Annotated in this window: 14 protein-coding genes; 4 read left to right on the forward strand and 10 right to left on the reverse strand. The window is 60.9% G+C overall.

Going from position 1 to position 15,115, the window contains the following annotated elements; genetic code table 11:
• Positions 1–124 precede the first annotated feature (124 nt).
• Positions 125–1,348: a DUF4382 domain-containing protein gene (locus B472_RS14675; RefSeq protein WP_026039535.1), complete on the forward strand. Its 1,224-nt coding sequence runs from the start codon at positions 125–127 to the stop codon at positions 1,346–1,348.
• Between the two features lie 49 nt (positions 1,349–1,397).
• Here B472_RS14675 and B472_RS14680 read toward each other — a convergent pair whose 3' ends face one another.
• Together B472_RS14680 and B472_RS14685 are read right to left on the reverse strand one after the other, a co-directional pair.
• Positions 1,398–2,279 (reverse strand): NAD(P)-dependent oxidoreductase, encoded by an 882-nt coding sequence (locus B472_RS14680; RefSeq protein WP_019426955.1) that lies wholly within the window; start codon positions 2,277–2,279, stop codon positions 1,398–1,400.
• A gap of 44 nt (positions 2,280–2,323) precedes the next feature.
• Complete coding sequence (locus tag B472_RS14685; protein ID WP_019426956.1) at positions 2,324–2,974, reverse strand: phosphatase PAP2 family protein; 651 nt, start codon at positions 2,972–2,974, stop codon at positions 2,324–2,326.
• Between the two features lie 251 nt (positions 2,975–3,225).
• Here B472_RS14685 and B472_RS14690 point away from each other — a divergent pair, with 251 nt between their 5' ends.
• The 3 genes from B472_RS14690 to B472_RS14700 are packed head-to-tail and all read left to right on the forward strand — an operon-like array spanning position 3,226 to position 7,180.
• Positions 3,226–3,903, forward strand: coding sequence for a response regulator (locus B472_RS14690; RefSeq protein WP_026039536.1), 678 nt, complete (start codon positions 3,226–3,228; stop codon positions 3,901–3,903).
• Between the two features lie 29 nt (positions 3,904–3,932).
• On the forward strand, positions 3,933–5,411 hold the full coding sequence (locus tag B472_RS14695; protein ID WP_192877879.1) for a histidine kinase dimerization/phospho-acceptor domain-containing protein: 1,479 nt from the start codon (positions 3,933–3,935) through the stop codon (positions 5,409–5,411).
• Between the two features lie 56 nt (positions 5,412–5,467).
• Positions 5,468–7,180 carry a phosphoethanolamine transferase gene (locus tag B472_RS14700; protein WP_238147455.1) on the forward strand — a complete coding sequence of 571 codons (1,713 nt, stop codon included), beginning with the start codon at positions 5,468–5,470 and terminating at the stop codon, positions 7,178–7,180.
• An 11-nt stretch (positions 7,181–7,191) separates the two neighbouring features.
• On the opposite strand, the gene B472_RS14705 is transcribed toward B472_RS14700, so the two are convergent.
• From B472_RS14705 to cpaB, 8 genes are all read right to left on the reverse strand, one after another.
• Positions 7,192–7,578 carry a diacylglycerol kinase gene (locus tag B472_RS14705; protein WP_019426960.1) on the reverse strand — a complete coding sequence of 129 codons (387 nt, stop codon included), beginning with the start codon at positions 7,576–7,578 and terminating at the stop codon, positions 7,192–7,194.
• A 94-nt stretch (positions 7,579–7,672) separates the two neighbouring features.
• Positions 7,673–8,620: a type II secretion system F family protein gene (locus tag B472_RS14710; RefSeq protein ID WP_019426961.1), complete on the reverse strand. Its 948-nt coding sequence runs from the start codon at positions 8,618–8,620 to the stop codon at positions 7,673–7,675.
• Between the two features lie 22 nt (positions 8,621–8,642).
• Positions 8,643–9,626 carry a type II secretion system F family protein gene (locus tag B472_RS14715; RefSeq protein ID WP_019426962.1) on the reverse strand — a complete coding sequence of 328 codons (984 nt, stop codon included), beginning with the start codon at positions 9,624–9,626 and terminating at the stop codon, positions 8,643–8,645.
• Positions 9,627–9,629: 3 nt separating this feature from the next.
• Positions 9,630–11,009: a CpaF family protein gene (locus B472_RS14720; RefSeq protein ID WP_369908504.1), complete on the reverse strand. Its 1,380-nt coding sequence runs from the start codon at positions 11,007–11,009 to the stop codon at positions 9,630–9,632.
• Positions 11,010–11,103: 94 nt separating this feature from the next.
• Entirely contained in the window at positions 11,104–12,357 is a 1,254-nt protein-coding gene (locus B472_RS14725) for an AAA family ATPase (RefSeq protein WP_019426964.1), read from the reverse strand.
• 12 nt (positions 12,358–12,369) lie between these two features.
• Positions 12,370–12,681, reverse strand: coding sequence for a hypothetical protein (locus tag B472_RS14730; RefSeq protein ID WP_019426965.1), 312 nt, complete (start codon positions 12,679–12,681; stop codon positions 12,370–12,372).
• Positions 12,682–12,698: 17 nt separating this feature from the next.
• The gene (locus tag B472_RS14735) at positions 12,699–14,252 is read right to left on the reverse strand and encodes a type II and III secretion system protein family protein (protein ID WP_019426966.1); all 1,554 of its coding nucleotides are present in this window, start codon (positions 14,250–14,252) and stop codon (positions 12,699–12,701) included.
• 4 nt (positions 14,253–14,256) lie between these two features.
• Positions 14,257–15,111 (reverse strand): Flp pilus assembly protein CpaB, encoded by an 855-nt coding sequence (gene cpaB / locus B472_RS14740; protein ID WP_026039538.1) that lies wholly within the window; start codon positions 15,109–15,111, stop codon positions 14,257–14,259.
• Between the last annotated feature and the right edge of the window lie 4 nt (positions 15,112–15,115).

The following is a 15,115-nucleotide window of genomic DNA, read 5'->3' on the forward strand; positions in this document are numbered from 1 at the left end:
GGTTCTGCACCCAAACCCATGGGGCTACACCCTCTGATCGACCCCCAACACCCCTTTGGTGGGATGGCCCCAGGGCCTGAAACGCAAGACGATGCGGGACATCGTTTTGAATCAGGAACACACCATGGGCATGCAGCACCAATTTCGAACGCTCCAAGCTTGGGCTTGGTCAAGCCTGGCGCTGGCCACCGCTGGCTTGGTGGCCTGCGGGGGCAGCGGCGACGGCACGCCCACCGGCACACTCAATCTGGCCATGACCGATGCACCGGCTTGCGGCTATGACCACGTGTATGTCACGGTGAACAAAATCCGCGTGCACCAAAGCACGGCCGCCGACGGGACCGAGCTCTTGGGCTGGCGCGAGTTGAGCATCCCCACCCAGCGCATCGATTTGCTGTCGCTCACCAACGGCGTGTTGCAAGAATTGGGCTCACTGCCTTTGCCCGTGGGCAATTACCAGCAGCTGCGTCTGCTGCTGGCCGAGAACCCGGCCAACCCCACCACGGCCAACCCCTTGGCCAATGCGCTGGTGCTGTCGGGCAGCAATTCCGAAATTCCTTTGACCACGCCCAGCGCGCAGCAAAGCGGCTTCAAACTGCAAGCACGTTTTGATGTGCAGAGCGGGCAGGTGGCCGACATGGTGCTGGACTTTGACGCCTGCCGATCCATCGTCAAGGCCGGGGCTTCCGGGCGCTACAACCTCAAGCCCGTGGTGGCGGTGATTCCGCGGCTGACCACAGCCATCGAGGGTTTTGTAGACCCTGCTGTGGCATCTGGTGTGGTCGTGTCCACACGCGATCCAGACAACAACGTGCGCGCCACCGTGCCCAACCCCGTCACCGGCAAATTCACCTTGGCTTATTTGCCCGAGAACACCAGCTACACCGTGGTGGTGGCCGGCCAAAACCTGAGCACAGCGGCCATCACCAACGTGCCGGTGTCTTTGGCCATGGGCGTGACCAGGCTCAACACGGCGCAAACCCCGATCGTGCCCAGCGTCTCGGCCATGGCCTCGGTCGCGGGTGTGGTCAGTTTCAGCAGCGCGCTGCTGACCGATGCGCGGGTCTCGGCCAGCCAGACGCTCAGCACGGGCCAGTCTGTGCAGGTGGCATCCATGGGCGTGGACCCTGTTACGGCCGAGTACTCGCTGGCCTTGCCCTTGGCTGCAGCCGTCAAGGCGCCTTATGTGTCGGGATCGCCCTTGGTGTTCACCACCGACAGCATGGTGGCCGGGCGCTACAACCTGACTGGAACGGCCACCGGCTACACCACGCAAAGCACCAACCCCGTGCTGGACTTGGGGGTGGCGGGCAGCACCACCGTCAAGGCCTTGGTGTTGGCGCCGTAAAGATAGGCTGATCGGTGTGGTCGGTCAGCCTGAAGTGGCTGACCTGAGCTCAGTGGTTCTGTCGCTTGGCCAGCAGCGTGACCAACTCGGGCACCAGGGCTTGCGGATCGCCTTCATGGCAAGCCGTTTGCAGCGTGTTTTTGATGGCCTCGGCCACCGTGCGCTCGGCCTGCGTGTCGGTGGCCATCTGGTGGTAGTAACTCAGGTCTTTGAGTGCATTGCTCATGCTGAACCGCAGGCCAGACGTTTCACCAGCGGTGATCATGGGTTTCAGGCGGTCCAGCGCCGCGCCCCAGCCGCCGCCTTTGGACAGCACTTCCACAAAGGTATGGGCATCCACCCCCGCACGTTGGGCGCAGGCTGCAGCCTCGGCCAGCAGGGTCACGGTGCCCAGCGACACATAGTTGTGCAACAGTTTCATGCGGTGGCCCGAGCCAATCGGGCCGGTGTGCACGATGTTTTCGGCAAAGCAGGCCAGGATGGGGCGGCAGCGCTCAAACAAGTCCGCGTCGCCGCCCACCAACAAGTTGAGGCGGCCTTCTGCGGCTTCTTTGGGGGTGCGCGTCATGGGCGAATCGAGAAACTGTCCGCCCTGAGCGATGACCAGGGCCGCGACTTTTTCAGTCGAGGCGGGCACGGCCGTGGAGCAGTCGATGACGATGGTGCCGGGGCGCAGGCCCTTCAAGACACCGTCTTCGCCCAGCAACACCGCCTCAACTTGGGGCGTGCCCGTCACGCACAAAATGATCACATCCGATTGCGCGGCGAGGGCTTGGGGCGTGTTGCAGCTGCGCGCGCCTGCAGCCAGCAGGGCGTCCAGCGGCTGATTGCCGGGGTGCTCCAGCACCGTCAGGCTTTGCCCGTGCTTGAGCAAGTTGCTGGCAATGCCGTGGCCCATCATGCCGATGCCGATCATGCCGATGGTGGTCATGTTGTCTCCAGTTTTATCCATTCAAGGACTGTAGCCAAGCCGACTCAAGCCGGGAGTCTCGGGTTTGACTGCTGGAGGCGTCGAAAAACTTGGTGATTCGCCCAAGCTGTAGCCGCGCAAATCAAGGCTGTCCAGGCGGTGTGGCTGGGGTAGTGGGCACCCCTCAGGGTTTGCGCGGCCCCTAAAAAAAGTCCGGTCAGCAAAATGGCGATCAGCCAGACCCACCCCTTGCGCTTGTCTTGCGCTTGCTGAGAGGCCAGCCATGGCATCGCCAAGGCCACAAAGGCCATGACGCTGGATACATGCCCACCTGGAAAACAATGGCCACCGCCGCCATCGCGGGTGCCCCATGACCAGTGCGAGATGTAAGTGGCTGTTCCGCCAAAGGCCTGCAGCTCCCAAGGACAGCTGGTCAAGCTGATGCGTTTGAAGCTGGAGATCAGCAGCAAACTCAGGGTGATGCCGACAAGGACCTCCAGCCTTTGAAGACGGGCGGTGTGACGCCAGGGGCCCCAGGGCGAGACCGTCACCCAGATCACACCCAGGTAGACCACAACAGCCAAGCGTTTGAAGCCGTCATGCAGTACGGTGTTCAGCCACCAGTTGTCGCGCAGTGCGAAACCTTGTTCATGGCCCAGCCAAGACATCACGCGCAGGTCTGCGCCTGAGGCGTCCCAGCCCAAAGTCAGGCACAAGCAGGCGATCCAAAGCCCTAACCCCCATGGTTTTGAGCGAACTGGCGTCTGAGCTGTTGGAGGGTGCATGCTGGGATGGGTGTTGCCGTACTCATGGCCGGGGGATCTGTCGCCAAAAAACCATGCAAGGATTAAAAATCGGCCGGATTAAGCCTGCCTTAATTGGGACGTGTCAGCCTTACGCCATGCACACGAGACCTGACACAATCGAGACTGAACACCACACGGTGCCAAACAAGGACAAAGAGGTCATGCGGGTTTTGATTGTGGAAGACGATGTGGGCATTGCCACCGGTTTGGCCGCTACCTTGAAAGCCACCGGCTATGCAGTCGATGTGACCCCCACACTGGCGCTGGCTTCGGCAGCTTTGGGTGTGGAGCCCTTCGACCTGGTGCTGCTCGATCTGAACTTGCCGGACGGTGATGGCTTGGCCTGGCTGCGGCAGGTCCGCAGGTCTGGCAGTGCCATGCCGGTGCTGATCATGACCGCCCGAGATGCTTTGCCGGACCGGGTGGCCGGGCTGGACGAGGGCGCTGACGACTATCTGGTCAAGCCTTTTGAGCCCGAGGAGCTTTTGGCCCGCATGCGTGCGGCGCTGCGACGCAGCGAAGGCCGCGCATCACCTTTGTTGCGCCATGGCGATTTGGTGTTGGACCCGGCCGCCCACAGCGTGCTGAAAAACGGTGAGCCGGTCGCGCTGCGTGCCAAAGAATATGCCCTGCTGCTGGCGCTGCTGCGGGGCAGTGGGCAGGTGCTCTCGCGCCAGAGGCTGGAGCAAGCGCTTTATGGTTTTGACGAGGTGTTGGACAGCAACGCCTTGGAGGTGCACATGCACCACCTGCGCAGAAAGCTGGGCGACGGACTGGTCAAGACGGTGCGCGGTGTGGGGTATTTTGTGCCCAACCCTGACGCCAAAGGAACGGCTTGATGGCGCTTTTGACCGAGCAAAAGGGCCCCATGGGAACCGCTCAACCCAGGTCCCTGTGGCGGTATTTGTGGGCGTGGGCTTTGGGGGCGGTGATCGCCCTGTGGATGCTGCTGGCCGGCTTGTCTTACTCGACCGGTTACCACGAAGCGGAGGAAATCAGCGATGGCTTGCTGGTCTCCGCAGCACACATTTTGTTGGCTCAGCCGGACGCGGGTGCTGCGCGCATGACCGAAGGTCAACCTCCTGTTCCTGTCCCTCCAGCTCAAACGGCCGCCTTGCCTGCGGCCCTCAGTGAACACCCCAGCCATGCCTATGCCCCTGACCTTCACGTCTTGATTTGGCAAGAAGACCGCTTGGTTTGGGATTCGCACAGCATGCATGGCCACTTGCCCTTGAACATGGCCCTGGGGCATCAAACCCTGCGCATCACAGTTCAAGGGGAAACACAGGAATGGCGTGGGTATGTCGCGGAATCGAAGACAGCGCGCTTGCCGCCTTCAGGGGGTGAGGCCAGGTCTGGGGGGGTGAGCGTGCGGCGAGTGGCGGTATTTTTGGACCCCACGCGGCGCGAGGCATTGGCCGCTGACATCGCGGAGCACATCTTGCTGCCGGCCTTGTTGTTTTTGCCCCTGGTGGCTTTGATTTTGGCCTCGGCCGTGCGACGCGGCTTGCTGCCCCTGCAGCGACTGTCTGGCAAAATTTCGGCGCTCGATGTCGATGCTGGACAAAGTTTGGTGCCGCAACAGCCTTACCAAGAATTGGGTGTGACGGTTCAGGCCATCAATCACTTGGTTCAGCGCCTGCAAGAACAAATTGCCCGTGAGCGGCGTTTTGCGGCCGATGTGGCGCACGAGCTGCGCACACCCTTGACAGCCTTGGTCTTGCAAGCCCGTTTGGCCCGCGATGCAGCTTTGCCGTCCGACCAAGGCAAGGCACTCCAAGCCTTGGAGCAGGGCGCATTGCAGGCCGGTCGGATTTTGTCGCAGTTGCTGGATCTGGCGCGTGCTCAGAGCCTGAGTGAGGAGCAGTCAGAGCCGGTCGATTTGTGTGCCTTGGCTCGGGGCGTGGTGGCCGACCATGTGGCTTTGGCCTACGAATTGGGGCAAGACATTGCGCTGGAGGCGCCCACCGACGCCATGACGGTCCCCGGCCAGTCCACTTTGCTGGCGCTGGCGCTGCGCAATTTGGTGGACAACGCCCTGCGCCACAACCCCACCGGCACCTATGTGGAGGTGCGAGTTGCCCAAGATGCGCAGGGGCAGGTGTGCATGTCGGTGAGCGACGATGGCCATGCCGAGGGCAGTGATGACGTCACGGCCGAATCGCCAAACACCGAGAAACCTGAAGTGGGCGCAGCACAAATTGGCCTGGGCATTGGTTTGACGCTGGTGGAACGCATTGCACAAAGTCAGGGCGCACAGCTGATGCGCGATGCAGGCACGGCACCCTTTGGCAAACGGTATGCATTGGTTTGGCCTGCTGTGACGAATCGTACCGACGGGACTTAATGTTGAGATAAGACTGGGCGATCACCATGGCGGCTTGTGTTTGCCTTGTGTTGCCCATGCCCCCTTTTCTCGACTCTTTTTCTGCTTTTTCCCGTGCCGTTTCAGGGGCCTTTGGCCGTCCTTGGCATCCCTTCAGTTTGTTGTTGGTGATGGCCCTTTGGCTGACCACTTTGGGCAACTTGCCCCTTTGGCGCGCGATGTGGGCATTGACGGAAACCCATGGCTTGCGCACAGGCCTGGGCCTGTTGGGCATGGGGGTGATTGTTTTCACCGCCACCACCGTGCTCCTGTCTTTGCTGGTGTGGCCCCTTTGGCGCAAACCCCTGGGCGTGGTCTTGCTCATGGTCGCAGCGGCCAACAGCTACTTCATGACCGCCTATGGGGTTGTCATCGACCCCAGCATGATGGCCAACACGGTGCAAACCGATGTGCGCGAAGTGCGCGATCTGTTGTCGGGTTCGATGCTGTTGGTGTTGATGCTGGGCGTTGTATTGCCAGGCGCTTGGTGGTGGCGTCAGCCTGTCCAGCAGTGGCCTGCCATGCGGCTGCTCGGCCGCCAACTGGGCTTGGCAGCCGTGGCTTTGGTGCTGATGATGGTGGTCATCTGGGCGTCGTTCCAGGATTTGGCCTCCACCATGCGCAACCACAAATCCTTGCGCTACATGGTCAACCCTTTCAACACGGTCTATGCCAGTGGTCGCTTGCTGGTGGGGCAAACCACCCAAGCTCGCATGTCTTTGCAGCCGATGGGCGAGGATGCGGCCATGGCCAATGCGGGTGTGCCAGCTTCGCCGCCATTGATCGTCTTGGTGGTGGGCGAAACCGTACGTGCTGCCAATTTTGGTTTGGCGGGCTACGCGCGCGACACCACGCCGCAACTGCGGCAACTGCAAAACAGCGGCGAGTTGACTTACTTTTCAAATGTGCGGTCATGCGGTACCAACACCCAGGTGTCTGTGCCCTGCATGTTTTCGCATTTGGGACGAGAGGCCCAGGCCAAAAATGACATTCCGTATGAAAACCTGTTGGATGTGTTGCAGCGTGCAGGCATGCAGGTGCTGTGGCTCGACAACCAATCCGGTTGCAAAGGGGTGTGTGATCGCGTGCCCAATGCCAGCACCTTGACCTTGAAAGACCCCAAGCTGTGCCCTGATGGCGAATGCTTTGATGAGATCTTGCTGCGCGTCCTGCCAGAGCGTTTGGCCGAACTGGACAAAGCGCGTCCGGCTGGCCAGCCTTCAGCGGGCACTGTGGTGGTGTTGCACCAGATGGGCAACCATGGCCCGGCCTATTTCAAGCGCACACCGGCCGACATGAAGCTGTACCAACCCGAATGCCGCACCAACGTGCTGCAAGATTGCCCCGCACAAGACATCGTCAATGCGTACGACAACGCGGTGCGCTACACCGATCATTTTTTGGGGGAAACCGTGCGTTGGCTCAAAACCCAAAAACGCCCAACCGCCATGCTTTACGTGTCAGACCACGGCGAATCTTTGGGCGAAAAAGGTTTGTACTTGCATGGCATGCCCTACATGATGGCGCCGCAAGAGCAAACCCATGTGCCCATGGCCTTGTGGATGTCCAAATCCTTGCAGAAGCAAAACGGTTGGGAGGCAAACTGTTGGCAGAAACAGGCCGAAAATGCGCTATCGCATGACCATTATTTCCATTCGGTGTTGTCGCTGGCCCAAGTCAAAACCCGTTGGCAACAGCCTGAGCTCGACATGTTCTCAGCGTGCAAGGCCAAACCCGCTCAGCGGGGTTGACCGGGCCAGGCTCAAGCGCTGTACCACCGCCACAGGGCGCTCAGCCAGACGCCGCCACAAAGCAGCAGGCTGAGCAAGACGGCTGCGCTGGCCGTGTCCTTGGCCCTTTTAGACTGGGCGTGCCACTCGGGGCCAGAACGGTCAATGGCCGCCTCAATGCCCGTGTTGAGCAACTCAACCACCAGTACCGCCACGACCACGCCGATCAAAAGGACGGTCTCGGCCCAGCTTTGACCCAAGTACCATGCGCCAGGCAAGACCAGCACGGCCAAGATGGCCTCTTGCCTGAATGCAGGCTCGCTCCAACCGGCTCTCAATCCTTCGACCGAGTAAAAGAAAGCGTGCCAGACCCTTGACAGGCCTTGGCGTTTGGGAGAAACCGATTTTTCGTTGTTCATGAGAGCGTCAGAGAGTTCAGAACTTGCAGCACAAGGCAGCCATGTTAACGGGGCCATGTTAACGGTGCCTTATCTGCAAGCGCCTCTGCTTTTCTCACACGACCTGCCTAAACTCCCGGGTGAGCGTCACCACCACGGGACCCAGCAGCACGGTCAACAGCGATGGGAAAACACAAAAAATCAAAGGGATCAGCAGCTTGACCGGGAGTTTGGCGCCGGCCTCTTCGGCGCGCAAGCGGCGTTGGGTGCGCAACGCGTCAGCGTGCACAGCCAGCGATTCCGACACGCTGGTGCCAAAACGGTCGGCCTGTATCAGCATGGACACCAAGGCGGCAATGTCTTTGAGCCCCACGCGTTGCGACAAACTGCGCAGCGCATCGGCCCGAGAGGATCCTCCCCGCAAGGCCAATCCGGTGAGGGCGAGCTCTTCGGACAGCTCAGGGCGGGCATGGCGCATTTCGCGGCCCACGCGGTCGATGGCGGCATCCAGACCCAGACCCGCCTGTACGCACAGGCGCAACAGGTCCAGCGCATCCGGAAAGGCGTGCACCAGAGCCAGTTGCCGGCGTTGGATGCGCCAATTCAGCAGCACATCGGGCAGGTAATAGCCCAGCGCAGCGGCGGCAAGCACCAGCGTCATCCGCCATGTGAGGGAGGTGGCCGAGGCCTGAGCCTCCAACACCCCCCAAGCCATGAGGGGCAACATCAAAGTCAGCAGGGTCTTGCCGATGAAATAAATCTGTAGCGCCATGGGCGAGCGCCAGCCCGCATGGCCAAAGCGCAGACGCAGTGCAGAAGGCGTGTTGCCTTCACCCCCCGAGAGTCCGGCAGCCCAAGGGCCGAACCAGAGCAGCGCGGACAGCAAGCGCGTCTGTGCACGCTGCCACGCGGAGATGTCCTGGGGTTGATCGGGGAGGTTGGTGGTCAGGCGAGCCAAGCGATCACGTCCGGGGTTGGGCAACCATTGGCTGAGCGCAGCCAGACTCAGCGCCATCACCAGCGCAAAGACAAGGACAGAAAAAATCAAGGTGGAAGTGGTCATGGAACGTCAGGGTGAATGGGCGTCAAACGCGGATCTGAACCAGTCGCCACATCCAAAATATGCCGAAAGCCATCAGGATCAGTGAAACGTACACCAGTTGCAAACCCATGGGGTCAGTCCATAGGCGTGAAACAAAGCCGGGGTTGACCCAACTCATGAACGCCGCCAACACAAAGGGCAGCAGCGCCAAGATGACCGCTGAGATGCGGCCTTCAGCCGATAAAACGCGAACCACGCCGGCGATTTTTTGACGCTCACGGATCAAGCGTGCAGTGTTTTTGAGGATCTCAGCCAAGTTGCCGCCCGTCTCGCTCTGGATGACCACGGCCACCACAAAATAGCGCACAGCCTCACTGGCTACACGCACCGCCAAGGCTTGCAAGGCTTGCGGGGTGCTGATGCCGAAGTTGACCTCTTCAAAGACCGAGCGTAACTCGTGCGACAAAGGCGGGGGGCTCTCTTTGGCCGCAACTTGCATGGCACTGATGAACGCGTGTCCGGCTTGCATCGAGCGGGCCATGAGTTCCAGGGCATCGGGCAAAGCTTGGTCGATCAAGACCATGCGATGGCTTCGGCGGTGCTGCAAAAAAGCCAACCAAAACAAAAAGCCTAAAGCCGCCAAGGCCACGCTCAAGGGAAATGGCCAAGCCAAACTGCTGCCCAGAGCCAAAGCCAATAGCACCGGCAGTGTCGCCACTGACACGGCCTGTGCCAAGCTCAATCTCAAGCCTGTTTGCAGCAAAAAATGGTCCATGGCCATGACGCCGGGCATCCTTTGCAGCCCGCGTTCAGCCCAGTCCCACTGGCTCAGCAGCCGCCTAGACCGAAACTTGAGTGAGGGTTCTGTCAAGGGCGCAGGGCCAAAGGCTGTGGAGGCCTGCAACCTTTTTGCCAAGGCCTTGCGGCGCGGGTCAAAGTGCTCTCGCCACAGCCCGTACACGCCCCAGACGAGGAAGCCCACACTCAAAGCCGCCAAAAAAGCAATGGTCCAAAAAGGCGTCTTCATGCTTCAACTCCAGCGCTCGGTGGGGTTGAACAAGTTGTCGCTGAGGGGAATGCCCCGTGTGACCAGGCGTTGCACAAATTTGGGCCGAATGCCCGTGGCCACAAACAGCCCTTGTACGCGCCCGTCTGGGTCCAGGCCGGTTTGCTCAAAACGAAAAATTTCTTGCATCGTGATCACATCGCCCTCGATCCCGGTAATCTCTTGCAAGCTGGTGATCTTGCGTTGCCCATCGGACAGGCGCGAGACCTGAATCACCACCGACAGTGCTGCACTGATTTGCTGGCGCATGGCGCGCGACTCGGCTTTGAGGCCCGCCATGCCCAGCATGTGTTCGAGTCGGGTCAGGGCATCGCGTGGCGAGTTGGCGTGGATGGTGGTCATCGATCCGTCATGGCCGGTGTTCATGGCCTGCAGCATGTCGAGCACCTCGCCACCGCGCACCTCGCCCATGATGATGCGGTCAGGCCGCATGCGCAGGCTGTTGCGCAGCAGATCGCGCTGTGCAATTTCGCCCTTGCCCTCGATGTTGGGCGGCCGTGTTTCCATGCGCACCACATGGGGTTGCTGCAGTTGCAACTCGGCGGCGTCTTCGATGGTGATGATGCGTTCATCGGCCGGGATGCTGGCCGACATCACGTTCAGCAGCGTGGTTTTGCCGCTGCCCGTGCCGCCCGAGACCAGCACATTCAAGCGCGCTCTGACCAAGCCTTGAATCAGCTCGGCCATGCCGGCGGTCAGTGTGCCCATGGCAATCAAGTCTTGCACACTGAACGGCACCACCGCAAAGCGGCGGATCGAGAGCAAGGGCCCGTCCATGGCCAGGGGAGGGATCACCGCATTCACGCGCGAGCCATCGGGCAGCCGTGCGTCGACCATGGGGCTCATTTCGTCCACGCGCCGTCCAATGCGCGAGACGATGCGGTCGATCACCCGCATCAGGTGGGCATCGTTGTCAAACTGCACATCGGTGCGCACGATCTTGCCATGCCGCTCGGCATACACCTGAAAAGGGCCATTGACCAAAATGTCGGAGACCGTGGGGTCGGACAGCAAGGACTCGATCGGTCCCAGACCCAGCATTTCATCCTGAATGGCTTGGATGATCCCTCGGCGCTCGTTTTCATTGAGCGCCAGTTTGTTTTTGGCGATCAACTCTTCGGTCAGCGCTTGGAGCTCGCTGCGCAGACGATCTGGGGCCATGCTCTCCATGCGTTGCCAGTCCATGAGGGACAAAATCTCTTGGTGAATTTGGCCTTTGATCTCGTCCAGTCTCAGCCCGTGTGAGTGCGGGTGGTCGGCCGGCGCTGGGGCGTTCGCTGGCGCGATGCGTGCCAAGGGCTGCACCTCTGGCTCCACCAGAGTGGCTGCCGGTAAAGGGCGCAACAGCACCTCGTTGGGGGTGGCATTTTCGAATTGGTAGCGCAGGCTGGTTTTCACGCATCACTCCAGTAGGGGCATCTAAGGAACATGGGGAAATTCAAGCGGTTTGCCCCATCCAACGCTGCATCCAGTGACGTTGCTTTTGCGGGGTGCTGGGCAGCAAAGAGGCCGTGGCCTCTCGCAGTGCATGGATGACGGCGGTGTGCTCATTCACAGCAGACAAGGCTTGACCGGTGTGCAAAGCCTCGTCCACCCACTCAGGGCCATTGGGAATGATGTGTTGCGCTGTCAGCCCCACGGCTCTTTGCAAATCGTCCACGCTGACCCAGCCGCCCGTCTTGTGGCGGTTGACCAGCAGGTGCAGCTTCGCATCGTCCAGGCCGAGCGCACGCAGCATCTTGACCAAGCGTTGCGCATCGCGGACATCTTGGGTCTGGCTTTGCATCACGATGAACACCGTGTCGGCCATGTCCAACACCTTGAGCGTCAAGGCGTTCAGGTGCCGCGGCAGGTCCACCAGCGTTTGCTCGTGAAAACCGCGCACCAAGCCGAGGACTTTTTCGATGTCTTGCGCGCTGATGGCGATGGCGTTTTCCAGTGCATGGGGGGCCGCCAGCAAGTTCAGCTTGGGTGTGACGGCATGCAGGCAGCTGAGCAGCAAGGGCGCATCCAGCCGGTCGATTTGCCGCGTCAGGTCGCCCAGGCTGTGTTGGTTGGCCCCGCTGCCCAGATAAAAGGAGGCGTCGCCGCATTGCAGGTCCAAGTCCACAAAGGCACATTTTTTGTCAAATTCACGGGTCAAGATGTGGGCCATGTTGGCCGCGATGAAACTGGTGCCTGTGCCGCCTTTGCATCCCATGAAGGCCACCAGCCGACCCGACCGCGAAGGTGCCGCATCCGCGCTCTCTGGTGGCTGGGCAGGGGTGTTTTGGCGGATCAGGTCAGAGCGCTCGCTCAGCCGTTTGAGGCTTTGCGCGAGCTCGTCGGGGTCGGGTGGCAGGGGCAAGACTTCGCGCACACCGGCGCGCATGGCCCGCATCAGCAATGATTTGCTGTTGTCTTCACTCAGCAGCAGCACGTTCAGCTGAGGTCGCTGTCGCAGCCATGTCTCCAAAGAGGCCAAGTCATCGCTCGCTGCATCGCTGGCATTGGCGGCGTTGTTGGGGCGCACAGGGCTGTCCAGCAGCACGATGGTGCCGGGTGGCGCATCGTCCAGGGTTTGCAATTGCTGCAACAAGCTGGGACCGGGTGGCCGCAACACGGCGCTGGCCAGCGGCAAGGCATTTTGCTGCAGGCTGCTGCGCAGCGTACCCAGCAAAGTCTCATTCGAAGCGATCACATGGATGGACATGGCAGGGTTCTTTCAAGGGGCTTTGGGCGTGCCAAAACCGACGTTGATGACAGGTGAGAGTGCGGCCGGGGCTTGAAAGCTTTGCTGGTAACGCGCCACGGCCGCATCGGCAGAAACGCCGTCTGTGTCGGCCACAGGCGCCGAGCTGGCGCGCAAGGGGCTGGGCTGGGTTTGCTGGGCTTGTGCGCGTTGCACCGCCAAGCCAAAGTGCCGGTCGATCAGGCTGGGTGCGCTGGCACAACCCGAGAGTGCCAATGCCAGTACCAAAGTGGGAAGCCATTTCAGGGGGTCAAGCCTGACAGGCAGCAAAGTGTCGGTGTTCATGGTGCAGTTCTCCTGGGTCAATCCGAGGTTTGGGGTGAGGGCATAGGCGCAGGCACAGGAACAGACACAGGAGCAGGCATGGCCGCAGGTGGTGTGCCTTCAAGCTGGCCGCCCCAAAAGTATTCGCTGCGGCTGGGTTGGATGTAGCTGTCGGTGGGCAGGGCATAGTTGCTGGGCAAGACCCGCGCCAGTCGCGGTGTCACCACAAACAAGAGTTCTGATTTGTCGGTCTGAAAAGCCGTGCTGCGAAACAAGGGACCCAAAATCGGCAGTTCGCCCAAAATCGGAAAAGCCTTGATGGTCTGCGTCACATTGCTTTTGACCAAGCCGCCAATTGCAAAGCTCTCGCCGTCGCGCAGCTGCACTGTGGTGGAGGCCCGCCGCGTGGTGATGGTGGGCAACAAGCTGGTTTGCCCGCCCAAACCCTTGACTGTGGTGCCCAATTGGGACAACTCCGACACCTCGGGCGTCACGCTCAAGTTGATCAAGCCGTCTTCCAACACCGTGGGCAAAAAGCGCAAGCCCACGCCGAATTCCTTTTCTTGCAAGGTGATCGTGGTGCCACCGGCGGCATTGGTCTGGGGCACAGGGATGTAAATTTTTCCGCCCGCCAAAAACGAGCCCTCTTGACCGCTGATGGCGGTGATGGTGGGTTCGGCCAGCACTTTGATCAGGCCTTTTTTCATCTCAGCGGTCAGCGTCACCGTGCTCAGGCCATTGGCACGGGCCATGGTCAGTGATGTGGCGCCTGCGCTGAGCAGTTGTGACAGCAAATTGACGGAAGTGTTGCCCATGGTGCGGGTCAGGTTGATGTCCACCCCCAGTTCGTCAAGCAAAGTTTTGGACACCTCGGCCACCTTGACTTCGAGCATGACCTGTTGCGTGCCGTGCACGCTCAGCAGGTTGATGACTTTTTTGTTGCCATTGAAGGCTTCGGTCAGGGCCATCAAGCGTTGCACTTTCATGCCGTCACTCACGCGCCCGCTCAGCACCAGGCTGTCGGCCACGCTGTCCACGCGCAGGTTTTCGACGCTGGGCACGTATTCGCGCAGCTTGGCGTGCAGGCTGTCGGTGTCAGCGCCCACGCTGATGTCGCGCAAGGTGGTGCTGCCTTGCGCCGTCCACACCAGCAAATTGGTGTGCCCTGATTTTTTACCCAGCAGGTAAATTTCGCGCGGGTTGATCAACACCACATCGGCCACATCGGGGTTGCCCACCGACAGGCGTTCGGCCTTTTCAGGCAAGTGCAGCAGCATCGACTTGCCCGCCGTCAAACGCAGGGGGGCGGCCATTTGCACAGGCCCTTGGGTTTGCACCTCGGGTTTGGTCGAGACCTTGCCGACGGTGGGCAGCTTCGAGAGGCTGGCGGCCACGGCATTCAGGCCCATCGCTGTGTTGGCCCATGCGCAGGGCCCCCAGACGCCGCTGATGCTGAAGGCCAAGATCAAGCCACTCCAAGGTGAACGGACAGGCCGCCGTTCAGTGTGTTGCACCGTGGGCAAGGGCTGGGTGCGTTCGCTGTACCCATGTGAGGATGGGGCTTTCGATGCGGCCAATTTGGAATGGGACATGTTTTTATTCCTGAGAGACAGACAAGCCGCGGATGACTTCCAACCGAATCGGTTCTGGCGAGAGTGCAGGCGCAGGCGCAGTGGCTGTCGCAGGCCGGCTGGTGCGTGGACGGGGTGCCACGGCTTTGGTGCTGGTGGCCATCGGCATCGCTGAGGCGACCACAACAGGGGCATGGGGCAGCAAGTCCAGCTTGCGCGCACCGGTGGTGAGCACAGGCAAGTCGTCGCTGTGGCTGCGCAGCACCAAAGACAAAGTGCCCACGCTGCGCGCCAGATCAATTTGCTCGGCCTGTTGCGGACTCACCTGCAAGGTCACGGCATTGACCACGCGGGGCTTGCTCTCGTTGGTGGAGGCGTCTTGCGCCACGGCCAGCACCTGGATGCGTTCGATCACGATTTTCGAGACCGGTTGGTTCTCACCGTCTGGCGTATTGACCATCACGTCCACGTAGTTGCCTGGCAGTGCGAAACCGGCCACGCCCATGATTTCATTTACCTTCACGGTCACCGCACGTTGCCCCGGAGCCAGCACCGAAGACAGCCCACCTTTTTCGCCCATGGGTGCCAATTTGCTGTGCAGCAAGGGCTCGCCGCGCAGCAAGGGCGTGCGAATGACCCGGCCAACCGCTTGGTCCAGGGTGGTCAATGGGCCTTGTATGGCTGCGGCTTTGGGCCAGTCCAGGGTTTGAAGCATGTCGGGTTGAAGCCGCGTGCCCATGGTCAAATCGCGTTCGGCCACGATCACTTGAAAGGTGTTGGCGGAGGCTTGTTGCTGCAACCAGCTGGCGGCATAGGCCGCAGCGGCCAAGCCCAAAGCCAAGGCCAGCAGCAGCGCGCCCATGGGTCGAATGTTTCGCATGGCA

Source organism: Limnohabitans sp. Rim28 (genome assembly GCF_000293865.2).
Classification (GTDB): domain Bacteria; phylum Pseudomonadota; class Gammaproteobacteria; order Burkholderiales; family Burkholderiaceae_C; genus Limnohabitans_A.